Below are 21,425 nucleotides of genomic sequence, written 5' to 3'. Positions count from 1 at the left end.
CCTCCCGCAGGCCCGCCGCTCTCTTCCTTCCCTGTCACTACGCACAAAAAAGACCGCTCCCGTGCAGGAACGGCCTTTGCGCAGTCCAAGGTGAGCGGCTTCAGTCCTTCAGGCTCTCCATGAGTTCCACATAGATTTCGCCAGGTCCGGCGATAAACGCGCAGCGGAGCTTCCTGTCGGAAATGATGAACGGCTCCACCGCCAGACGGACGCCGGGAGCGGCCAGCACTTCGGCCAGCGCGGCGTCAAGGCTCTCCACGGAAAAGGCGATGTGGTTGTAGCCGCAGACCTTGGCGGTGGGCTGAGGCAGTTCCCAGTCCTTCCCGACTTCCTTCAGGCAGACCTTGAGCCCGTCCACGAGGATTTCCGCGCTGGGGCTGCCCTTCAAAGGATCGCGGTTCTGCAGCTTGCCCTTGAGGACTTCGGTCACAAAGTCCACCGCGGGGTCAATTTCACGGACAAGAATATGGAGATGGGCGAGTTTCATGATGACCTCCTGTCTGGATGTTTCCCTTGCCTGTGCCCAAGGCGCCGGCCCTGTGCGCAGGAAAGACTCCCGCCGGCCGTGCCCGTATCAGGGCTTCCCGTGACGGAAGACGGAAAATTTCTGATTTTCTAACACAGACTCACGGCGCCGTCAACGGCACATCGGCAAGATTCCTTTTTAATTTGAAGAGTTATATTAAATCGAAGGGTTTGCCGTTCCCGTTTCTGCTGCCCGCGGAGCCTCTTAGCCAAGGTCTTCCTCCCCCCTCCTGATGTGAGCGTCGTGCGGGAACTACCGCACTCCCGGCTCTTTTCGCCGCCGCAGGAAACGCCCCCTAGAACTCCTGATAAGCACCGCCGAGGAAGGGCATACGCAGGGACGGGAGGGTTCGTTCCAGGAGCACACCGTCGCGCTGGGGCAGGTCGCCGTAGCCGTAGGTCGTCTGTATGCCCAGAAGCACGAAATGCGCGGCGCGATCCACAGCCACGGGGAGGCTGTCTCCCTGCAGGAGGCTGCCCGTGAGCACGCTGGCGAAGGCGTCCCCCGTGCCGGGGTAAAAGGCGTCCATGTAGGGCACGTCCACCTTCCAGAAACGGCGTCCGTCATAGGCCACGGTGGACGTACAGCCCGGATCCGCCGCGGGGGCGCTGGTAATGACCACGGCCGACGGGCCTGCGGCGGACAGGGCGCGGAGCTGATCCTTCAGGCCCTCGGGACTGATGTCCGGGCGGAACTCTTCGTTCAGCAGAAAGGCCGCTTCCGTAAGGTTGGGCGTGACAACGTCCGCCTGCGCGATCAAGGCACGCATGGCTTCCACCATCTCCGGCGTCTGCGTGGGATCAAGGCGGCCGTTGTCGCCCAGAACGGGATCCACCACCGCCAGTCCGCCGGGTTTGCGAAATTCCCGGATACAGCGCCCCGCAAGGCCGGACTGCTCCGGACTGCCCAGAAAGCCGGTATACACGGCGTCAAAGCGCAGGCCCAGTTCTGCCCAGTGATCCATGATAGGACCCATCTGGCTTGTGAGATCCAGAAAGGTGAAGCCTTCCATGCCGGATGTCTGTGAGGAAAGCACCGCCGTGGGCAGGGGGCAGACCTGAATGCCCATAGTGGCCAGCACGGGGATGGCTATGGTCAAAGAGGCGCGGCCGAAGCCGGAAAGATCGTGGACAGCCGCAACGCGAAGAATCGGCGCACTCTGCATGAATCCTCCCCCTGTATGCCTGGAAACAATACCAGCAAACGCGCCCGCTGTCACCCCGGCCGCGGGGCTTCTCCGCCTCCAGGCTCTCCGCAGCGCCACCCCTGCCCCTTTTTCCTGCGCGGCAATTTTCCGCTTGTTTTTTCTCCGCCCGCCTAGTATTCTTTTTCCAGAGAATCCGCTGAAATATCACGCGCTTTTTCTCGTCCACGCTGGACGCCGCGCCTTCTTTTTCGCGCCGGAAAGGAACGCCTTTCGTCCCCGCGCCGGTGTTGGCACGATTATTGCATCATTCCTGCTGAAGAAAACCTCCAGCAGCAGAAGGAGCATGTTATGACCACTCCCATTCAGGCCGATCCCGTCGTCAAAAATCAACTCGAACAGCACGGTATCACGGGAAAAACCGGTGTGTACGGCGACCACAAGGTACAGATCGGCAAGAACGCACCCATCAAACTCGACAGCATCAAAGCCAACCATATTCCCTTCCAGGGCTTCAGCGCTGCCACCAGAGTTGACAGAGGTAAAGAAGGTCTTGCGGCTTCCGCAAGGCACACTCTGGACGTGCTGCTGCGGCCCGGCACGCTCGACGCCGGAAAACTCCTTTCTGCGCTCAAGACCAACCTCGAATATCTGACGCGCCTCATCGATCTGGATGCGCTCGCGAAGGAGCAGCGTCAGGACTGGCTCTGGACGTTCGCTCCCGCCGTGGAAAGCCTGAGCAACGCCGAACTTGCTGCGCTCTACCAGTCTTTCACGACCGCGGAAATGGATCTGGTGCAGACGGCTCTGAAGCGCGAAGGCCTGATCAATCCCAACGCCGGGGACGCGAGTTCGGCAAGCGCCCAGCTCTTCGACCTTCAGGCTCTTGTCCTCAAGGAAATGAGCAACCGCGTCTCCAACGGCATTCTGGACGACCTTTCCGCAAAGGAACCGGACAAGGCCGAGGAATACAATTCGATGCGGCCCGGCTCCCTGAGCCTGCAGTACTGGCGTGAGGAAAGCACCGCCAAGGAGCATGAACACGACATCACCGCGGCCAACCTGCATACGCTGGCGAACGTGGCCGCGGAGAGCGCCACCCTGCGCGAAAGGACTTCCGCAGAAGAGCAGCAGATGCTGACCTCCCACGGCATCTCGGCCACCCCCAGCGAAATGGGAGACGTCCTGCGCCAGAGCGAGCTTACCATAAATGTCGATATAGGTCTCCTCATGAGCGACACGTCCTTTGTCACCCATCCCGATGAGCCCTATACCACGATTTTCCATCTGCACGACCAGGACGAACATCCCAAGGGTGAAGGCTATGTGGAGGAGCGCGACTCGGTGGAAACTCTCCTCTTCCCCGAACTCGCAGGGCACGACGCCATCGCCGATGAGCGCCCCGTGTACGGAAGTCTGAACGTATCCGGACAGAACCTCTCGAACGCCTCGCAGGGCTATGGTTCCTGCTCCATTATCCTCAGACCGGAAGTGGCTCGCCGCGCCACCTTCGTTGTGGATGACACCTTCTACTCCCCCTCTCTCAGCATTACGCCTGAACGCAGAACCAATTTTTATGCGCTTCTCGAAGGATCCCGCCTGCCTGCCCAGGCAATCGCAACGCTCAGGGATCCGAACTCCGCAGAACACCGCGCTCTGGAAGCGTGGTTCAACGAGGGAGCACTCATCGGGGGGTGGAACGCCGAAGAGTTCAGGAACATTCCCCAATCTGTTAAGGATCTTCTCACGGGCGCGGACAGGAATGCTTCCCAGGATAACACAAGCAGGTTCAGCGCCGTCATGCTTCTGGCCTTCGGCGATGCTGCGGCCACCCGCGCCAGAACGGCCACCTACGACAACCTTGAATCCCTGCTCCCCGGTCTCACCCCTCTGGACGGGGCGTCACTGGCGCGCGCTGCAGAAAACCGCGCTGCGGGAGCATCGCCCTCGTTCTCCCTCGCGGGCGCAAGATATATCGAAGCGCAGATACATGGGCCGCTTATTGCCAGCCGCGACATCCAGGAAGTCCGCGTTGATCTGGATCCGATGAGTCAAGTGGAGCGCATGCAGCTCATACAGCGCATGGAAGAGTTCAGCCGTCAGACAGGCGTCAAGGTCGTCTATCTCACCTCGGGCGGTCTCGATAGCACCGTCGCGCAAAGCATACAGGAAGGATCCATCGTTCAGATGGAGACCGTAAGCGACCAGATGTTCCGGCACACGGGGATGGCACAGGCCGAACGCCGGTACTTCAACGAACACTTCCGGCAGGACATTGAACGCTCCATGGCAGACATCTTTGAACATATCCAGGATCACCTGCGCAGCTTCAGCAAGGAGCTCGGGCTGAAGACCTTCAGCGATGAGGGCGATATTCTGGGCGGCATCACGCTTGACAGACTGCGGCAAAACATCCTGAAAAACCTTGACGACTACTTCAAGCGGGAAAGCCGGCATGGAACCAGTCCCGAGGACATCGCCTTCAGTGCCTTTGCCTCCGAGGCAAGGAAGATCCTTACGGAAAAATCCGCCCTGCTCGCCAAACTGGATGAGCTTCCTCTGACCTCTGCCCAGAAGAAGATGTTTTCCACATGGATACGCACTTCTCAGGTCAGGACTCCGCAGGAGCTGCAGTTCATCTTTGATAACGCCCAGCGTCAGGCTACGGCTCTGCGCACTATCGTCGAATCCGATCCGCCGCTGTCGGAGGCAGAGGCCTTCCATACTCTGGCAGAGGCCGCCATGCAGTCACGGGCAAGCATAACCGCTTACGCACATACCCTGCGGGGCGTCGAGTACGGCGAAGACAACATTCAAGGGGATGGGAACCGTTTTTCTTTCCTCGCCTGCGACCTCCTGGAAGGCGGCGAGCCGCCGCTGACCGATGAACAATGGCTCGTACTCTACACGCGCCTGAATGCGCTTCGGCCGCTGCATGAAAATCTGGCCCAAATCATCTATTCCGGGCCCGCAGAAGGCGGCGAGGAGGTAAGGGACGACATCACCAATGCTATGGCAACTGTCCAGATGATGGACAACCATCTCCGGAACGTGGTGAACGTCCGCCCTCTGCAAAGGTTGAACACGCTCTATGGACACCTGCAGCAGGCCATCAACGCCGCTACCGAGAATGCGGGAGGCGACGGTGCCCGTGCGTGGCAGATCATAGGCAACTACATGAACCAGAACGTCCCGCCCGCCGCAAACACGCAGGATGGGGAAGCCCGCGGCTGGCAGGCCAGCCTCAACCTGATGACCAACCACCGTGCAAGCCTGGAAGCGCTGCATCAGCACGTCAGGTTCGGGCTGACTGCTGAAGCTTCGCTCGTCCCCCAAAGCCACCGCGACATCTTCAGGCGGGAGATCCCGCTGGCGATGGCGCGGTTCGACGCCAATCATCCGGCATACGCCCCCTTCCCCTCCGCAGCCGTCCCGGGGAATATGCCCGCCACCCATGAGGACAGGCGGAACTTCCTCATCAACCATCTTGATGCCTATCTTAATCATGAGCGGCAATTTGACCCCTCCGCCATTCACGGGCGCGGACACATCGTGCGCAGCTATATCTTCGCTTCGGCCTTGTGTTCCATCCTCGAGGAACAGAACGTGCCCGTAGATCGCAACGCCGTGCTCTGCGGCATCACCGGGCACGACATAGGCCGCCAGGGGAACGGAACGGATCGTTGGGAAGGCGCCAGTGCCGCTGCTACAGTGAACGCCATGCGTGAAGCCTACGGCGCGTCTGCCATGGGCGGGGCCTACGAACAGGCCGTTACCGCAGGCATCACCCATGACAGCACCACGGTGGACACGGTGGAAGGCCTCCTTATCCAGTCCGCCGACAGCCTGGACATAGTCCGCCTTGGCCTGGTCTTCGATTTCTCGCGTCTTTCGTTCCTGCACGGCAGGAATGGAGAACGCCCCTGTCCGGCAGCCCAGAGACTGCGTGAAGGACTGGTTCGTGAAGCCGAGCAGCTCAACTACCTCTGCAATCCAGTCGTCCGGCAGGGTACGGCATGGCGAGATCTGGAGGAGCGCATAGGCGAAACCGCTACCCGCGGCGACTACGCTGCAGCCAGCACACTCATGGCGCAGCGTGAGGCTCTGGCCCGCCTCATTGAGGGCGATGTTCAGGCCCAGGGGATGCTTCCTCCCGCAGACTTCGTGACGTACATCGAGAACTTAGTGAGAGACAATCCCCAGATATTCCCCATCCTTTCCCGCTACTATCGTTAACCCGCGGGCGGGCCGGTCACGGCCCGCCCTGAAAAGGAATCTGCCTTGGAACTGTCCACACTGCTTGAAGAGCTCGGAACTTCCACCGGACTCGATGGTCTGGCTTTCGATGCGGACGGTCAGTGTTCGCTGCTTTTCGATGGTGAACATGAAGTGACCTTCGTCCGGGATCCGGAAGACCGTTCGCTCATTCTGTACTGCGAACTCGGCAAGCTGCCCGTGCAGACGGAAGGGCTTTGCCTCAGGCTGATGCAGGCTTCCCTGCTCGGTGCTGAAACGGGAGGCGCTGCGCTGTCCGTCCACGGCGCACTGAATACCGTGGTACTCTGGAAACGCCACGATGAAAACTTCGAGGACCTCGCCGCCCTGAAACAGGCGCTGAACGCTTTTCTCGCCCAGGTCATCCACTGGAAGGAACGCCTGCCCGAGGAAGAAAGGCAGGCGGGCGGGGAGGCTTCTCTGGAGAGACCCGATCTGAACGCCTACGGGATGTTCGTCTGAAGCGGCCTCCGGTGATGCGTGGTTCAGGCGGAGCGCGGGTCTCCGGCTTCGTTTTGACGCTTTCGCCCTGCGGCGGGGGCCGATACGCGGCCGGAGCCGCCCCGTTCCGCAGGCTTCCCGCCGGGACCGCCGCCTCCGCTGCCACGGTTCTGCCCGTCTTTGCACTTGACGAAGGAAAAAGGGCAAGCTATATACCTGTGTTCAATCTCACCAAGGAGACCCTGCGTCATGAAAAGAACGTATCAGCCCAGTAAAATCAGCAGAAAACGCACCCACGGTTTCCGCGCCCGCATGAGCACTCCCAACGGACGCGCCGTCATCAACCGCAGACGCGCCAAGGGCCGTAAGAGCCTGTCCGCGTAAAGCCCATCTTCCGGCCGCTCTTCGGCCGGGCAGACATGCGCATCTTTCGGGCGCGGCACATGGGCCACGCCCAAATTTTGCGTTTAACTTGTGTGTCATGTTTCAATCCACAGTCGCCCCATCTGCCGACTGACTCCGCAACCGACGGATAGGGGCCGTGCGGATTGCCCCTCCCTTCCCCGCTTCGGCGGCGCGACCATGTTTGCCGGCAAAGCCGGACAAATATGCCGCCTGCGCTATCAGCTCGCTGACGCTCGCGCCTCTGGCGGTTAAGGAAGGGAGGGGGTACGGAAAAGGATTTCATCGGCTTCGCCGTTTTGTCAACTACTCTTTTCTCCCAGAAGGGGGCTCAAACCACAAAGGAATTTTTGATGAACGTCCCCATGCCCCTGACGTGGCCCAGAGAGCGCCGTCTCACCCGCCGGGCGGAATATGCCGCCTGCTACGATGGGGGAGAACGCCGCTTCACGAAGTCCTTCGTGGTATTCACCTGTGATTCCGCTTCCATCGGTCATGGGCGTCTGGGACTCGCCGTCACGAAAAAAAGTGGGAACGCCGTAGCCAGGAACCGCATCAAGCGGGTTCTGCGCTCCTTCTTCCGCCTGCATCAGCAGGAAATGCCCGCTCTGGACATCGTGGTCACGCCCAAGAAGCACCTACGTGCGGACAGTGTTGATCTGGCCCTCGCGGAACGTGAACTGCTCCCCCTCCTCGGCGCGCTGACCCGTCCGGGCGACGGAGGCACGGAAGCATGAACCTCGCCCAAAAAACTCTCATCCTGCCGATTCGGTTCTACAAGCGCTGTATCTCGCCGCTCTATCCTCCCTGCTGCCGCTTCTATCCCTCCTGCTCCACCTACGCCATAGAAGCCATCGAGAGGCATGGCCCTGCCAAAGGTCTCTGGCTCGCCATCAGGCGCATTCTGCGCTGTCATCCGGGCAACCCGGGTGGCTTCGACCCCGTCCCCCCCGTCAACGCTCACCTTTCCGCGCCTCACGCGGACACTCAGGAACGCCATGGATAACCGCCGCCTCATCATCGCCGTCGTCGCCTGTATCGTCATCATTCTCGGCTGGCAGGGCCTGGCCCAGTACATGGGCTGGCTCCCCGAACCCACGCCGCCTCAGCCCGCCGCTGAACAGACCGCGCCTGCACCCGTGCCCACGCAGCCCGCCCCAGCCGCCATCGTGCCCCAGGTCAAGTTTGTCCCCTCCGAAGGCCGCGAAGTGCGCGTGGACACGCCCCTCTACACCGCCGTCTTCCATTCCGGCGGCGGCGTACTCCAGTCCTTCACGCTGAAGCACTACAAAGCCAATCTGCTTCCCGATTCCCCGGATCTCAACATGGTGACGCCCGCAGCGGCCACCGTCGCCCCCATGGGCCTGCTCATCAACGGCCAGCCCTCGTGGAACATGGGGCAGTGGAGCTTTGACGGCTCCGACATTACCCTTAAAGACGGCGACGCCAAACTCACCTTTCAGGGCGAGCTGAACGGCATCCGCATCCTGCGGGAGATCACCTTCCACGCCTCGACCTACCTCATGGACGAGAAGGTCACCCTCACGCCCGCGGCCGGCTCCGTGGCGCGCATGAGCTACAATCTCGGCTCCACCAATTTCAGCAGTGAAAACCAGTACGATGTCATGAGCATGGCCTGGAACCTCAAAGGCTCCCTCGACCGCGACACCGACGTTGAAGACCTCACGAAGGAAGGCGTCATGGCGAACGGCGACATCTACTGGGCCGGCACCATGAGCAACTACTTCCTCTCCGCCGTCATCCCCGAAAAGGGGCAAAATACCGTGTTCAAGGGCCGCATCACCGAAGGCGGCGTCTGGCGCACCGCCGTGGAGCTGAGCGACGTGGCCCTCACCGCCGGGCAGCCCACCACTCTGAGCACCTCCTGGTGGCTCGGGCCCAAGAGCCGCGACCTGCTGGCCGCCGCGCCCAACGACCTGAAGTCCTCCATCGACATGGGCATCTTCAGCTTCGTGGCCGTGCCGCTGCTGAAGCTGCTCACCCTGTTTGAAAGCTTCATGGGCAACTGGGGCCTTGCCATCATCCTGCTGACCATCCTCATCAAGATCGTCTTCTGGCCGCTCTCCCGCAAGAGCTTCAAATCCATGGAGCAGATGAAGAAGCTCCAGCCCATGATGAAGCAGCTTCAGGAAAAGCACAAAGGCGACAAGGAAGCCCTCAGCCGCGAAATGATGCAGCTCTACAAGACCTACGGCGTCAACCCCATGGGCGGCTGCCTGCCCATCCTCATCCAGCTCCCCGTGTTCGTGGCACTGTATCAGGCCCTGCTCAACTGCATCGAACTGCGCCACGCCTCCTTCATCACCTATCTGCCCGGTACCGACCTGCTCTGGCTGGCCGACCTCTCCGTCAAGGATCCATTCTACATCACCCCGCTCATCATGGGCGCGACCATGTTCCTGCAGCAGTGGCTCAGCCCGGCCATGGGCGACCCGCAGCAGCGGAAAATCATGCTCATCATGCCCGTGGTCTTCACCGTGATGTTCATCAACTTCCCATCCGGGCTGGTTCTGTACTGGCTGTGCAACAATATCCTGTCCATCCTCCAGCAGTCCTGGACCCTGCACAGGACCAAGTAGAGAGGACAGGTCATGAACGACTCCAAAGAATTTCTCGGCAAGACTCTGGACGCGGCTATCGCTGAAGCATGTTCCTACTATGACGTTCCCCGTGCGAAGCTGGAAATAGACATCATCGAAGACGCCAAAACCGGCATCTTCGGCATCGTCGGTGCGCGCAAGGCCCGCATCCACGCCCGCCTTGCCACGCTGCCCGACTTCATGCAGCCCCCGGCCGCCAGCACCGAAACGCGCACCGAAACGCGCACTGACGGGAAACGCCGCCGCAGTCGCCGCGAGAAAAACGAAGCGCCCGAACAGCCGGAAACGCTGTCACAGGCTGAAGCCCTGCCCGAAGCGCAGGAGCCGACCGTTTCCGCCCCCGAACCTGAACGCGCTGAAACGCCTCTTCCCGCGGAAGAAAGCGCGGCGGATACTCCCGAAGTGCAGCCCTCCGTCCCCCAGCCCGAACAGGAGGAAGCTCTCAAGCTCCGCCGCACCCGTCAGCCCCGCCAGCCCCGCACACCGGCGCACCGCGCTCCGAAACCGGAAGCCGCGGAAAAAACCGAAGAGAACGCCGCCGAAACCCTTCCTCCTCTTGTGCCCCTGGCCGAACTGGATCAGGACAAGCTGCTGGATCAGGTGCGCAGCGTCATCAGCCATCTGGTAGCCCCCATCCTCGACCTGACGCCCGCAGAGGTGGATCTGACCATCGAACTTTGCGATGACCGCGTTCAGGCTTCCGTCAAGTGTGAGGAAACGGGCCTGCTCATCGGCCGAGACGGGCAGAACCTCGCCGCCGTGCAGTATCTGGCCACGCGCATGGTGACCCGCCTCATGGGGGCGCAGGTTCGCGTCCAGGTGGACGCCGGCGACTACCACATGCGGCAGGACTCCCGGCTTCAGGAGCTGGCACTGACCCTGGCCGAAAAGGTCAAGGCCACGGGCAAGGCGCAGACCACGCGCCCGCTCAGCGCCTATCAGCGCCGCGTCATCCATCTGGCGCTTCAGGACGACCCCGATGTTCAGACCCGCAGTTCCGGCGAAGGTGCGCTCAAGCATGTGGTTATCCTGCGCCGCAAGGACTGAATGAGGTCAAAGGAGACTTTCATGAACAGGCCCAGCATCGGTCTTGCCCCGGAAGGCGCACCCATCATAGGACTGCTGACCGTCCTTTCCCTCTGCACCGCCATGCTCGACTGGTGGATGGCGACAGTTGGCGCCCTGATTCTGCTGGTGTTCTCCGTCCACTTCTTCCGCGACCCGGAACGGGTGGTGCCGCAGGAGGCCGACATCGCCGTCAGCCCTGCCGACGGCCGGATCATCCGCATCGAACGGCGCGAGGATCCCTTTGACGGCGAACCGAAGCAATGCGTGTCCATCTTCATGAACATCTTCAGCGTCCATGTGAACCGCACACCCGTGGCCGGAACCGTAACCGGCATCCGCTACCTTCCCGGAGCCTTCTTCAACGCCTCCTGGGACAAGGCCTCCACGGACAACGAGCAGTGCATCTGGCAAATGCGCGATGAGTCCGGCGAAAGCTGGACCTTTGTGCAGATCGCCGGTCTGGTGGCGCGCCGCATCGTGCCCCACGCCGAACAGGGCGACAGGCTTCGCCGCGGACAGCGCTTCGGCCTTATCCGCTTCGGCTCCCGCGTGGACGTCTATCTCCCTGCGGAATACGCCCCTGCGGTGAGCATCGGCGATCAGGTTTTCGCCGGTCAGAGCATTCTGGCCAAAAAAACCTTCTCCAACCTCTAATCCAGCACCCGGGGAGGAACCATGCGCGATCCCAGAAAACCCGTCTCGCGGGGTGTGTACATACTTCCCAACCTCTTCACCACGGCCAGCCTGTTCGCAGGCTTCTTCAGCATCATTCTGGCCTTTGCCGGGCGCTTCGATGAAGCGGCCTGGGCCATACTGGTCAGCGCCGCCATGGATGGTCTGGACGGCAAGGTCGCCCGGCTCACCGGCACGGCCAGTCAGTTCGGCATCGAATACGACTCGCTGGCCGATGACGTGGCCTTCGGCGTGGCCCCGGGTATGCTCGCCTACGCTTGGCAGCTCCATGAGTTCGGCCGCCTCGGTCTGGCCGTGGCCTTTCTGTTCTGCGGCTGCGCGGCGCTGCGTCTGGCCCGTTTCAACGTGGGCGTGAGCACTACTTCCAAACGCTTCTTCGTGGGACTGCCCTCGCCGGCCTGCGCCTGCGTCATGGCCACGTTCGTGCTGTTCATGCCCTTCTTCCCCGCCTTTCTCGAACCCGCCCTGCCCGTGGTCACGCTGCTCATCTCCATCATCGTGCCGCTGCTCATGGTCAGCCGCATCCGTTACTTCTCCTTCAAGGAATACGGCTTCATCAAACGCCATCCCTTCCGCACCATGGTGGCGGTTCTGTTCATCCTCAGCATGGTCTTTTCCCTGCCCCGGCTGTTCTGCTTCCTCATCCTCTTCTTCTATGTCCTGTCCGGCCCGGTCTATACCTTCATCCTGCGCCGGCGGGGCAGGAAGCTGGATCCTGAGGCGGAAGACGCCGCGCGCACACAGACAAACTGATTCCCGTTCCCGTGCAGAAGCCCCGCCGGAGCGGGGCTTCTTTGTGCCCGTCTTGCCTACCGAGCACCGCCCTTTATTCTTCTTATATTTCAATAAATTATGAAAACACTTTTCGCAAAAGGTGACGTTCCCGGTCTGTTTTCCGGGTTGACAGCAGCCCTCTCTGCGGATATTCTGACCCATCCTTTCGTACCTCAGCCAACCATTGGAGGAAGATATGGCCACTGTGCTTGGTAAGGCGTTGACGTTCGATGACGTTCTCCTGGTGCCGGAATATTCGGAGGTCACCCCGGACATGGTCGATGTGTCGGCCTGGCTGACTCCCGAAATCAAATTGGGCATCCCCTTCATCTCTGCCGCCATGGACACCGTAACGGAATCCGAGATGGCCATTTCCATGGCCCGTCAGGGCGGCATCGGCATCATTCACAAGAATATGGACGTGGCCGGCCAGCGCCTTCAGGTGGAAAAGGTCAAGAAGTCCGAGAGCGGCATGATCATCGACCCCGTCACGGTGGCCCCCGACGACTCCGTCCAGCACGCGCTCGACCTCATGGCCGAGTTCAGCGTCTCCGGCCTTCCCGTGGTCAAGCAGAATTCTCTGGTGGGCATACTCACCAACCGCGATGTGCGCTTTGTCACCGAGCCTCAGACCACGCTGGTCTGCGAAGTGATGACGCGGGAAAACCTCGTCACCGTGCCCGTGGGCACAACGCTTGAGGAAGCCAAGCATCACCTGCACGTCCACCGCATCGAAAAACTCCTGGTGGTGGATGATCAGCGCCAGCTCCGCGGACTCATCACCATGAAGGACATTGACAAACTTCAGCAGTACCCCAACGCCAGCAAGGACGACAAGGGGCGCCTGCGCGTGGGCGCGGCCATCGGCATCAGCAAGGACTGCGAATACCGCGCCTCCGAGCTTCTGGCCGCAGGCGTTGATGTTCTGGTGCTCGATTCCGCTCACGGACAGTCCGCCAACGTCCTGCGCAGTATCGAAATGCTGCGCTCCTCCTTCCCCAGATGCCAGCTCATCGCGGGCAATGTGGCCACCTACGAGGGCGCGCAGGCTCTGGTCAAGGCCGGAGCCGACACCGTGAAGATCGGCATTGGCCCAGGCTCCATCTGCACTACCCGCGTGGTCGCCGGTGTGGGTGTGCCGCAGGTCACGGCCGTCATGGAGGCCAGCCGCGCCGCCCGCGAAGCCGGCCGCTGCTGCATCGCCGACGGCGGACTCAAGTTCTCCGGCGATGTGGTCAAGGCCCTGGCCAGCGGTGCGCATACCGTCATGGTGGGCAGCCTGCTCGCCGGTACCGACGAGAGTCCGGGAGAAACCATTCTGTATCAGGGCCGCGCCTACAAGACGTACCGCGGCATGGGTTCCATCGACGCCATGCGCTCCGGCAGCGCCGACCGCTATTTCCAGAATCCCACCAAGAAACTTGTGCCCGAAGGCATTGTGGGCCGTGTGCCCGCCCGCGGTCCGGTGAGCGACACCATCTATCAGCTCACGGGCGGCCTGCGTTCCGGCATGGGCTACCTGGGGGCCGCCACGCTGGACGAGCTGTACCACAAGGCCCGCATGGTGGAAATTTCCGCCTCCGGCCTGCGGGAAAGCCATGTCCACGATGTGATCATCACCAAGGAAGCCCCCAACTACAAAGTCGAAAACTAACACACCCGCGTTCCGGCCCGGCCCGTCCAGGCCGGAACACGTTTTCTGGAGCGCGCATGTCCAAAGTCATCATCCTCGATTTCGGCTCCCAGGTAACGCAGCTCATCGCCCGCCGCGTCCGCGAGGCCGGCGTGTACTCCGAGATCCATCCCTGCGTAATCAGCGCGGAAAAACTTGCCACCATGCGGCCCGACGCCGTCATTCTGTCCGGCGGCCCGGCCAGCGTGGGCGAAAAGGACGCTCCGCAGCTCGACAGGAGTGTGCTGGAACTGGGTGTGCCGGTGCTGGGTATCTGCTACGGTATGCAGCTTCTGGCGCAGGCTCTGGGCGGCGAACTCTCCCAATCCGAAACCCGTGAATACGGCCCTGCCGAATTTGAGAGCGCCGCCCCCTGCCCCCTGTGGGACGGCATCGACGCACTCACTCAGGGCAAGCCTTCCCGCGTGTGGATGTCACACGGCGACAAGGTGCGCACCCCGCCGCCCGGCTTCATCGTCACCGGCCGCACCGCCACCCTCGATGTGGCGGCCATGAGCTGCGACGCCCGCCGCATCTACGCCCTCCAGTTCCATCCCGAAGTCCATCACACCGAAGCCGGGACGCAGATGCTGCGCAACTTCCTGTTCAAGGTGGCAAAAATCGAACCCGACTGGTCCATGAGTTCCTTCGTTGAGCGCGTGGTCAGGCAGGTACGGGAAACCGTGGGCGACAGCCACGTCATCTGCGCCCTGTCCGGCGGCGTGGATTCCACCGTGGTGGCCGTGCTCCTGAACAAGGCCATCGGCCATCAGCTGCACTGCATCTTCGTTGATAACGGCGTCTTGCGCCAGAACGAGGGCGAGGAAGTCGTGGGCTACCTGCGTGAGCACTTCGACCTCAATCTGAAGTACGTACAGGCGTCCGATCAGTTCCTGAACCTTCTCGCCGGCGTGGAAGACCCGGAAAGGAAACGCAAGATCATCGGCCATACCTTCATCGACGTTTTTGACAGGGAAGCCTCCGCCATCAAGGCCGAAGGGCACGATGTGAAGTTCCTGGCCCAGGGCACGCTCTACCCCGATGTCATCGAATCCGTGTCCTACAAGGGCCCCAGTGCCGTCATCAAGAGCCATCACAATGTGGGCGGCCTGCCGGAAAAGATGAACATGGCCCTCATCGAACCGCTGCGCGAGCTTTTCAAGGACGAAGTGCGCGCCGTGGGTGCGGAACTGGGCATCCCGGATTCCATCCTCTGGCGGCATCCCTTCCCCGGCCCCGGCCTCGCCATCCGCGTCATCGGCGAAGTCACGCGGTCCCGGCTTGAGATCCTGCGCAAGGCCGACGTCATCGTCATGGACGAACTCAGAAAGTCCGGCTGGTACCGCAAGGTCTGGCAAGGCTTTGCCGTGCTCCTGCCGCTCAAGACCGTGGGCGTCATGGGCGACGGCCGCACCTACGAACATGTCATCGCCCTGCGCATCGTGGAAAGCGTGGACGCCATGACCGCGGACTGGGCACGCCTGCCCGCCGACCTCCTGGCCCGCATCTCCGGCCGCATCATCAACGAGGTCAAGGGCGTAAACCGCGTGGTCTATGACATCTCCTCCAAGCCGCCGTCAACCATCGAGTGGGAATAGCCGCCCAGACCGCAAACTCTTGTCCAGCGGCCCGGGGACAGAATGGCCCCAGTCCGCAGCAGGTTTCTCTATTCACAGGGGTAGGGAAGGGAAGGTGGCCGGCAGTGAAACTCCCAGAGTGTAGTGACTCAGAGCGCATCCATCCGTCCTTTCTGCGGGGCGGCAAGAAGAGGCGGCGGAACTCGTTGCCCCCATGCCGGAAGGACTGAAAGCCTATTGCCCCAGGCACAAATATTTTTGCTGGATGAAAGCCGGGTCTCTGGAGCGACGCTGGACGCCGCCAGTTCAGTTGTTCTGTTGCATGAAGGGCGGGGATGAAATCCCCGCCCTTCTCATTTATCCGCGAGATACGGTCTTCCCTGCCCTCTTTGCCGCATACGCCTCCATAAGCATGGCGGCATGGCCGGGAAGCACGGCCTGCGGGGTGAAGGCCGCCAGCACAGTTTCTCGGGCGCGGGCGCGCAGCGGCGTGAATTCGCGGGCGTGATCCAGCGCCTGGAGCACGGCGGCAAGCCGCTTCCGACTGTCCTGCGGGAGAGGCAGCATGTTTTCTCCTGGGCGCAGAACCGCCGCGTCTTCCTGCAAGACCGGCGACATGATCAAGGCCGCACAGCTCATGGCCTCCAGTCTGCCGGGAAAAAGCCCGGCCTCGTTCGGGCAAAGGTGCAGCGAAGAGGCGCAGAGCATGTCACGCCGCGCCGCAAGGGGCAGAAATTCCGCCGTGTGCAGACGGCTGCGCAGTCCCTCGGGCAGACACCGCGCGCGGAGGCCGCCGCTCTCACCGTAGTCCAGCACCGCGTGGCAGCGTGGCCGCAGGGCAAGCACTTCCGCCACAAGCCTGTACACGGCGCCTTCCTGTGCCTCGTCCAGACCGCGCATGTCTGCCGAAAGCAGTTCCGCGCCCGGAGGCAGCGTCTCCGGCAGAAAGGGCTGCGCCAGCGCGGGGTCGAGAAGCTCCGCCTCCACCCAGGGCGCTGCCAGTCGCACATGGTTTTGGAGTTCCGCGGGCAGAATGCGCCTTTCCGCACGGCTGAAAGCCACGCAGCAGTCGCTTTCCAGCACCCGCAGCTGGTACAGGTTCGCCCCGGCCTGCGCCTCGGCTCCCGTCAGATAAAAGACGTGAAACGCCAGGGGAAGCGCCTGCCGGATAAAGAAGGTAAGCCCTTCCGCATGGGGATAGAGTACCATGTCCGGGCGAAACTCCACGGCCAAAAGGCGCAGCGGCGCCAGGGCCTGCTCTCCGGCAAGGATCGCCCGTTTCCACAGCGTGAGAAAACCGCACCCCTCCGCGGCGCGGACCCTGGCCCGTATCTTCAGAACGGCCCGCTGCACGCCCTCCAGAGCAGACTCCCGCCTGCCGTGGGCGGCGGCAAACAGCACCTCATGCCCGGAGACGGCCAGATAGCGGGCCAGCGCTCCCAGGCGGCCCGGAAAATTGCTGTTGACAATGAGAATACGCATGCCATTCTCACACCCCGCCGCCCGGAATGCCGGACGGCGGGCACGAAAAGGCCGGAGCGGTCGCCCCGCCCCGGCCGATGGTTACAGTTTAGCCCTGCTGGCTGAGCAGAATCTGGTTGGCCGCCTGCGTTGCCGCTTCATCCACGCCCTGCGGTGTAAGCGTGGTTTCCAGCGTCCAGCCTTCGTGCTCTTCATTGACATAAACCTTGTTGTTCGCGTCCCATGTCCAGCCTTCAAGCGTGACCGTATTATCCTCGTGCACGGTGATACCAGCTTTTTGGGCCAGGTCGCTCAGGCTGGTCAGGTCTTCCACGCCGTCCCCCTTGAGGAAGAGTTCCACGCCATGTACTTGAGGCTTGTCGCCGCCAAGCTGAGCGTTCAGGAGGTCGTCCAGACTGTCGGCGTTCTTGTCGTTGCTCAGCAGCACATCGATGCCATCGCCGCCGAACACGGCGTAGTCGTCACTGCGATACACGATGAGGTCGTCGCCGGAACCGCCGTCAAGGGTGTCCGAACCTGCACCGCCATCGAGGTAGTCACTGCCTTCGCCGCCATAGAGTTTGTCATCACCGGAACCGCCGAAGAGGTAGTCCTTGCCGTCACCGCCGTCGAGATAGTCATTGCCGGATCCACCGTGCAGAATATCGTCCCCGGCGCCGCCATCGAGCTCGTCATTGCCGCCTCCGCCAAGCAGGATGTCATTACCTTCGCCGCCGAAGAGCCTGTCGTTGCCTGGAGTGATGTCGCTTTCGAACTTGGACAGCACATCTTCCAGAGCATCGCCGGGATTGCCCTCGCCGTTTTGTATTGCGTTATTAATATCGTCGCGAAGCTCGGCCACAATGTCTTTGCCGCTTTGTGCGTCGCCAAACAGCTGCAACAGCTTCTCGCTTGTATCCCAGCCGTCGCCGATGAGCAGGTCATCGCCGCCCTGACCGTAGAGGATATCGCTGCCGGAACCGCCCACGAGGACATCATTGCCGTCAAAGGGGATCCGAGCATCCTGACTGTCTGTAAGGGGCTCCCCTTTTTCGTCCAGCAACCAGGAATGGGACTGGTCAAACGCTTTCGCATTATCGGCAATGGTTTTGCCGTAGTCCGAGGGAGCCTTGCCGTCCAACTCCGTATGGCTAGCAAAATCCATCGCATCGCCGAACACGATATCGTTGCCCTCACCGGCCAGGACGATTTCGGAATTAGGCATTTCTTTGAGAAAATCCTTAATCGCGTCAACAAACTGCTGGCTGAGTTCGCCGCCGCTTAGCGCAGGCACATACTTATCTGAATCCAATGGATTCATGTAGTTGTAGATATTAGCCAACGCTTTCTGTCGTTCTTCAGCGTTGTCAGCAGCGACAAAAAAGCAGTCAGTATCAACGTGATGCTGCTCTTGAAGGTTTTGGAAAGCCTTCAGTTGATCATCCAAATACTTATCTCCCCAGTTAGGTTTACCGGTACGGTAATCGTCTGAATTCTGTGGCTCCTGTGGAAGATTTCCATCCCAGCCCCCCATTGCGCGCACACCGTAGATATTCCCACCTTCCCTCAATGTACCATCTTCATTCACAGGTATGCCATAGAAGCGCATGGCTTCATTATATCGACCGTTCCAGTGTACTCCCTTATTGCCATATCCTCCATAGGAGCCGAGTTCAGAATCATTCCATTGATGGTAGCTATTGTCCTCCTCCCAATTCAGCAGGTCGTATATTGAGCCAAATTTTCTGTTGGAATTACCATTCCCCCAAGTGCTCTTGTCAGAAAACATACGATATTCCAGATGAAATTCGTATGCCTGCCCGTTTACATAAAAAATTTCACCCTCGCCCAGTCCATTGGGGCAGTAAAAATCTCCATTCCCAAAGTCTTGCTTTTGCGTGTAGTTTGCGTCGGTAAACAGCTTAATGTTACCCTCCTGTACAACCTGCCCAGTTTCAGGATCAATGTAATCGTCAGGATGCGTATAGCCGCCGTTTCCGCCATCGCTCATGAACAGCATCTTGTTGGGCATACCATCACCAGTTTGCTCACCGAACCACTTCTCAACACCGCGCAGGACGTTGCCATAGTCGGTTCCGTTCATGTACAAACTGTCAAGCCCCTCTCCATTGAACGGATTGGCTCCAGCGTCTAGTCTTTGTTGCCATAGTGCCTTGAGATCATCCCAAGTTGTGCCTTTAAGCATCGTCTCGCTGTCAAAGAGTGTTTCATAAAAACCGGCAAACCCGAAAACAACGATATGACTGTCGGAAGCATCTTGAAGAGCCTGATCGATTGCCTCTATTACACCATTCAACACTCCCTTAAGTGTGGCGTGGGTATTCCAATTCTCCCCTTCGTTGCCTCCGTCATTACTTTTATCTATATCGTGTAGGCTTCCGGAAATGTCCACCACGATGGCCAGATTGAATCCGTTAGGCACATCCACCGACTGTGCGGTCACTCCGCCCGCGTAGATGTTATGGTCGTCGCCCAGCTCTTCCACCACAGGAGTCGGATCAGACGGAGGGGTATCGGGGCCAGGGTTACCGGGGTCGGGAGTTTCTCCGCCAGGCGTGTCGGGGTTGGAGGGATTCTTGCTACCCTCAATGGTGATGTGCAGCTCACTATGACTGCTGTCGTTGTCACTGTCTTTCAGCGTGTAGCCGATGTCCAGATCCGTAATCGTTTCGCCATCGGCAACGTTGACATCATAGCTGCCATCTTCGTACAGCGTTATCTTTGATCCGTCCGTGGTCGTGCCGCGGACGGTATGGCCGTCCGCATCAGTCTCCCACGTTATGGTATCGTTATCATCGCCCTTAGTAAATTCAAAGAGATCCGTCTCGTCCCATGTGACCGTCTGCCCGTTCCAGGTCGGCGACTGGGAATCCGCAGAATTTGATGTCACGCCGTTCGGTATATCGGCGCCGAAGCTGTCGTTATCCGTAACGTTGCCCAACACCCTGCTGCCCCAGTGCAGACTATGCGTCACATTCTCGGTGTTATCAGCATCGTCATGAACCTCAACGGTGATCTGCCCCTGGAGCGTGTCGCCGCTATCGTCCGTAACCTTCACCCCAAAATGCCCTTTCAGCGAATCCTCATCCTTACCTAGCGAATCGGTTTTGTGCTCCTGGTTCTTCTCCAGAGTATACCCATACTCAACATGAATCTGACCATCGTCTGTTTCAGAGATCTGAAGGTCCTTCATGGTGACGCCGTTCATCGTGAGCTGGTCAGAAAGCTTGCCTTCTTCCAACTCGTTCTTACCCTCAGCGTCCCAAAAGTGAAGCTTTCCGTCCTCGTCTACCGTCACCGTGAAGGAGAGACTTTTCTCATTTCCGTCTGCATCCTTTCCCGTCAGCGTGACCGTGCCGCCCTCACCGTGCAGGTCGAGAGTAAATCCGCCATGACCGGTCAGCCCATGGCCGTCGCCATGGCCGTTGGGATTCTTTTCCCCATCGTGTTCGCCCGAGCCTCCCGGAAGCAGGGCCTCGTCCACCACGATGGCACCAAGCTGGAGTTCCGGGCCGTTAGGATCAATAGGTGTTTCAGGCTTGTCCGGATCATCCGGGTTCTCTGGCTCTTTCGGATCGTCCCTTTTTCCATCCGGAGTGTGATCCGTGCTCAAGGTCAGGGTAGCCTTGTCAACATCCCCGTCCTTGTCCGTGATCGTGTAGCCAAACTCCAGATCCGGCACGGTCGTTCCCTGGTCGACATCGCCGATCGTGTACTCGTAGCTTCCGTCCGGGTGCAGCGTGACTGTGCCATTTCCGGGGGTCGTCACGGTAATGTCGCCGTCTTCAGTTTCTTTTACCTCGTAGCCATCCTTCTTCCTGTATTCCTCTACATTCCACTGAACCTTAGCCCCGTTTTCGCCGAACGTGCCTTGTCCGTCAGCACCGTACACATCGCCATTGTTTTCGCCATCGGTATCCCACGGTGTTGGTTCCTTGCCGGCCTCCACAACTGTGGCTTCACCCTTCAGCACATTCCCCGTGACGCTTTGCTTTTCCTTGATGCCTACCTTGTCGTCCTTCGCATCCGGCGCATCGTCTTCCACAACCACGGTGATGGTGGAAGAGGCACTGTCGCCATCGGGATCCGTCACCGTGACGGGGATGTCGTGGCCGAACTTCTTGTCGGCTCCCTCCTCGCTGTGCTCCTGTGAAGCATGGTCAAGCTCATATTCATAGGTAAGTTCGCCGGTCTCGGGATCAAAACCGGTAACGTGGAGCGTGCCTTCATCGGTGGGGATGTCTTTTGGCGTGAACTGGCCGTTTTCGTACACGACCTCTCCGCCCACTTCGAGGCGTTCAACGCCGTCCCGGGATTCCACATGCATGCTGCCCTGCGCCGTGGTGGGGGCGCTGGGATCCGTGCCGTCCTTCAGTCCGCGCTCGCTCACCGTGAGCACATCCCGGCCCGTGAAGGGATTGGTGTTGCCGCCCGGGGTAAACGGGTCATCGGGATCGTGTGGAGGAAAAACGGGCGTATCAGGATCCCAGGGTCTGTTGGGATCTGTCGGGGTGATGGTGGGGATGCCGTTTTCCATCCCAGTGTCGTTGAGGCCAAGGCCGCCGTCGATTTCCGGCTCATAGCCGCCGTCCGGCCAGCCAACATCGAGGCCGCCCAGGCGGTCAAGGCCGTCATAGAGGGCCATGTTCGCGTATTCGTGGTAACGCCCGCCGCCGGGAGCCGTGTTGCCGCCGGGGCCTGCGGCAGGCATGAGGTCAGGCTCGTTCATGGCCGTGAAGAAGTCCGCACC

Annotated in this window: 15 protein-coding genes; 11 read left to right on the top strand and 4 right to left on the bottom strand. The window is 60.5% G+C overall.

The window, feature by feature from the left end:
- Positions 1-100 precede the first annotated feature (100 nt).
- Together Q0Z94_RS02580 and Q0Z94_RS02575 are read right to left on the bottom strand one after the other, a co-directional pair.
- Positions 101-487, bottom strand: a complete 387-nt coding sequence (locus Q0Z94_RS02580) for a VOC family protein (protein ID WP_298067443.1) — start codon at positions 485-487, stop codon at positions 101-103.
- 334 nt (positions 488-821) lie between these two features.
- A complete protein-coding gene (locus Q0Z94_RS02575) occupies positions 822-1,691 on the bottom strand; it encodes a pyridoxamine kinase (protein ID WP_298067441.1) in 870 nt (289 codons plus the stop codon).
- Between the two features lie 330 nt (positions 1,692-2,021).
- Between Q0Z94_RS02575 and Q0Z94_RS02570 the strand changes: the two genes are divergently transcribed.
- The 11 genes from Q0Z94_RS02570 to guaA all read left to right on the top strand — a co-directional run bounded on the left by Q0Z94_RS02570 (position 2,022) and on the right by guaA (position 15,214).
- The gene (locus Q0Z94_RS02570; protein WP_298067440.1) at positions 2,022-5,906 is read left to right on the top strand and encodes a DUF3626 domain-containing protein; all 3,885 of its coding nucleotides are present in this window, start codon (positions 2,022-2,024) and stop codon (positions 5,904-5,906) included.
- Positions 5,907-5,951: 45 nt separating this feature from the next.
- Positions 5,952-6,407, top strand: a complete 456-nt coding sequence (locus Q0Z94_RS02565) for a type III secretion system chaperone (protein ID WP_298067438.1) — start codon at positions 5,952-5,954, stop codon at positions 6,405-6,407.
- 228 nt (positions 6,408-6,635) lie between these two features.
- The gene (rpmH, locus tag Q0Z94_RS02560) at positions 6,636-6,770 is read left to right on the top strand and encodes a 50S ribosomal protein L34 (protein ID WP_298067437.1); all 135 of its coding nucleotides are present in this window, start codon (positions 6,636-6,638) and stop codon (positions 6,768-6,770) included.
- Positions 6,771-7,141: 371 nt separating this feature from the next.
- Entirely contained in the window at positions 7,142-7,525 is a 384-nt protein-coding gene (gene rnpA, locus Q0Z94_RS02555) for a ribonuclease P protein component (protein ID WP_298067435.1), read from the top strand.
- Positions 7,522-7,794, top strand: a complete 273-nt coding sequence (gene yidD / locus Q0Z94_RS02550; protein ID WP_298067434.1) for a membrane protein insertion efficiency factor YidD — start codon at positions 7,522-7,524, stop codon at positions 7,792-7,794. Before rnpA ends, yidD begins: the two co-directional genes overlap by 4 nt.
- Entirely contained in the window at positions 7,787-9,388 is a 1,602-nt protein-coding gene (gene yidC / locus Q0Z94_RS02545) for a membrane protein insertase YidC (protein ID WP_298067433.1), read from the top strand. The genes yidD and yidC overlap by 8 nt, the downstream gene beginning before the upstream one ends.
- 12 nt (positions 9,389-9,400) lie before the next feature.
- Entirely contained in the window at positions 9,401-10,456 is a 1,056-nt protein-coding gene (locus Q0Z94_RS02540) for a R3H domain-containing nucleic acid-binding protein (RefSeq protein WP_298067432.1), read from the top strand.
- Positions 10,457-10,477: 21 nt separating this feature from the next.
- Positions 10,478-11,131, top strand: a complete 654-nt coding sequence (locus tag Q0Z94_RS02535; protein WP_298067428.1) for a phosphatidylserine decarboxylase family protein — start codon at positions 10,478-10,480, stop codon at positions 11,129-11,131.
- A gap of 21 nt (positions 11,132-11,152) precedes the next feature.
- On the top strand, positions 11,153-11,923 hold the full coding sequence (gene pssA / locus Q0Z94_RS02530) for a CDP-diacylglycerol--serine O-phosphatidyltransferase (RefSeq protein ID WP_298067425.1): 771 nt from the start codon (positions 11,153-11,155) through the stop codon (positions 11,921-11,923).
- Positions 11,924-12,140: 217 nt separating this feature from the next.
- Positions 12,141-13,598 (top strand): IMP dehydrogenase, encoded by a 1,458-nt coding sequence (gene guaB, locus Q0Z94_RS02525; RefSeq protein WP_298067420.1) that lies wholly within the window; start codon positions 12,141-12,143, stop codon positions 13,596-13,598.
- 56 nt (positions 13,599-13,654) lie between these two features.
- On the top strand, positions 13,655-15,214 hold the full coding sequence (gene guaA / locus Q0Z94_RS02520; protein WP_298067416.1) for a glutamine-hydrolyzing GMP synthase: 1,560 nt from the start codon (positions 13,655-13,657) through the stop codon (positions 15,212-15,214).
- A gap of 336 nt (positions 15,215-15,550) precedes the next feature.
- On the opposite strand, the gene Q0Z94_RS02515 is transcribed toward guaA, so the two are convergent.
- Entirely contained in the window at positions 15,551-16,675 is a 1,125-nt protein-coding gene (locus Q0Z94_RS02515; RefSeq protein WP_298067413.1) for a hypothetical protein, read from the bottom strand.
- A gap of 88 nt (positions 16,676-16,763) precedes the next feature.
- Positions 16,764-21,404 carry a hypothetical protein gene (locus tag Q0Z94_RS02510; RefSeq protein WP_298067411.1) on the bottom strand — a complete coding sequence of 1,547 codons (4,641 nt, stop codon included), beginning with the start codon at positions 21,402-21,404 and terminating at the stop codon, positions 16,764-16,766.
- Positions 21,405-21,425 lie beyond the last annotated feature (21 nt).

This window comes from uncultured Mailhella sp., from assembly GCF_947631555.1.
GTDB lineage: Bacteria > Desulfobacterota > Desulfovibrionia > Desulfovibrionales > Desulfovibrionaceae > Mailhella.
Note: the sequence above shows the minus strand (reverse complement) of the source record. Positions and strands in the feature narration are given on the sequence as shown.

Bases quoted from the DNA above. Each gene is read 5' to 3' on its own strand.
- Q0Z94_RS02540 (WP_298067432.1), top strand. From the start codon at position 9,401: ATGAACGACTCCAAAGAATTTCTCGGCAAGACTCTGGACGCGGCTATC.
- Q0Z94_RS02535 (WP_298067428.1), top strand. From the start codon at position 10,478: ATGAACAGGCCCAGCATCGGTCTTGCCCCGGAAGGCGCACCCATCATA.
- Q0Z94_RS02510 (WP_298067411.1), bottom strand. From the start codon at position 21,404: ATGAACGAGCCTGACCTCATGCCTGCCGCAGGCCCCGGCGGCAACACG.
- pssA (WP_298067425.1), top strand. From the start codon at position 11,153: ATGCGCGATCCCAGAAAACCCGTCTCGCGGGGTGTGTACATACTTCCC.
- Q0Z94_RS02580 (WP_298067443.1), bottom strand. From the start codon at position 487: ATGAAACTCGCCCATCTCCATATTCTTGTCCGTGAAATTGACCCCGCG.
- rnpA (WP_298067435.1), top strand. From the start codon at position 7,142: ATGAACGTCCCCATGCCCCTGACGTGGCCCAGAGAGCGCCGTCTCACC.
- Q0Z94_RS02575 (WP_298067441.1), bottom strand. From the start codon at position 1,691: ATGCAGAGTGCGCCGATTCTTCGCGTTGCGGCTGTCCACGATCTTTCC.
- yidD (WP_298067434.1), top strand. From the start codon at position 7,522: ATGAACCTCGCCCAAAAAACTCTCATCCTGCCGATTCGGTTCTACAAG.
- Q0Z94_RS02515 (WP_298067413.1), bottom strand. From the start codon at position 16,675: ATGCGTATTCTCATTGTCAACAGCAATTTTCCGGGCCGCCTGGGAGCG.
- rpmH (WP_298067437.1), top strand. From the start codon at position 6,636: ATGAAAAGAACGTATCAGCCCAGTAAAATCAGCAGAAAACGCACCCAC.
- yidC (WP_298067433.1), top strand. From the start codon at position 7,787: ATGGATAACCGCCGCCTCATCATCGCCGTCGTCGCCTGTATCGTCATC.
- guaA (WP_298067416.1), top strand. From the start codon at position 13,655: ATGTCCAAAGTCATCATCCTCGATTTCGGCTCCCAGGTAACGCAGCTC.
- Q0Z94_RS02570 (WP_298067440.1), top strand. From the start codon at position 2,022: ATGACCACTCCCATTCAGGCCGATCCCGTCGTCAAAAATCAACTCGAA.
- guaB (WP_298067420.1), top strand. From the start codon at position 12,141: ATGGCCACTGTGCTTGGTAAGGCGTTGACGTTCGATGACGTTCTCCTG.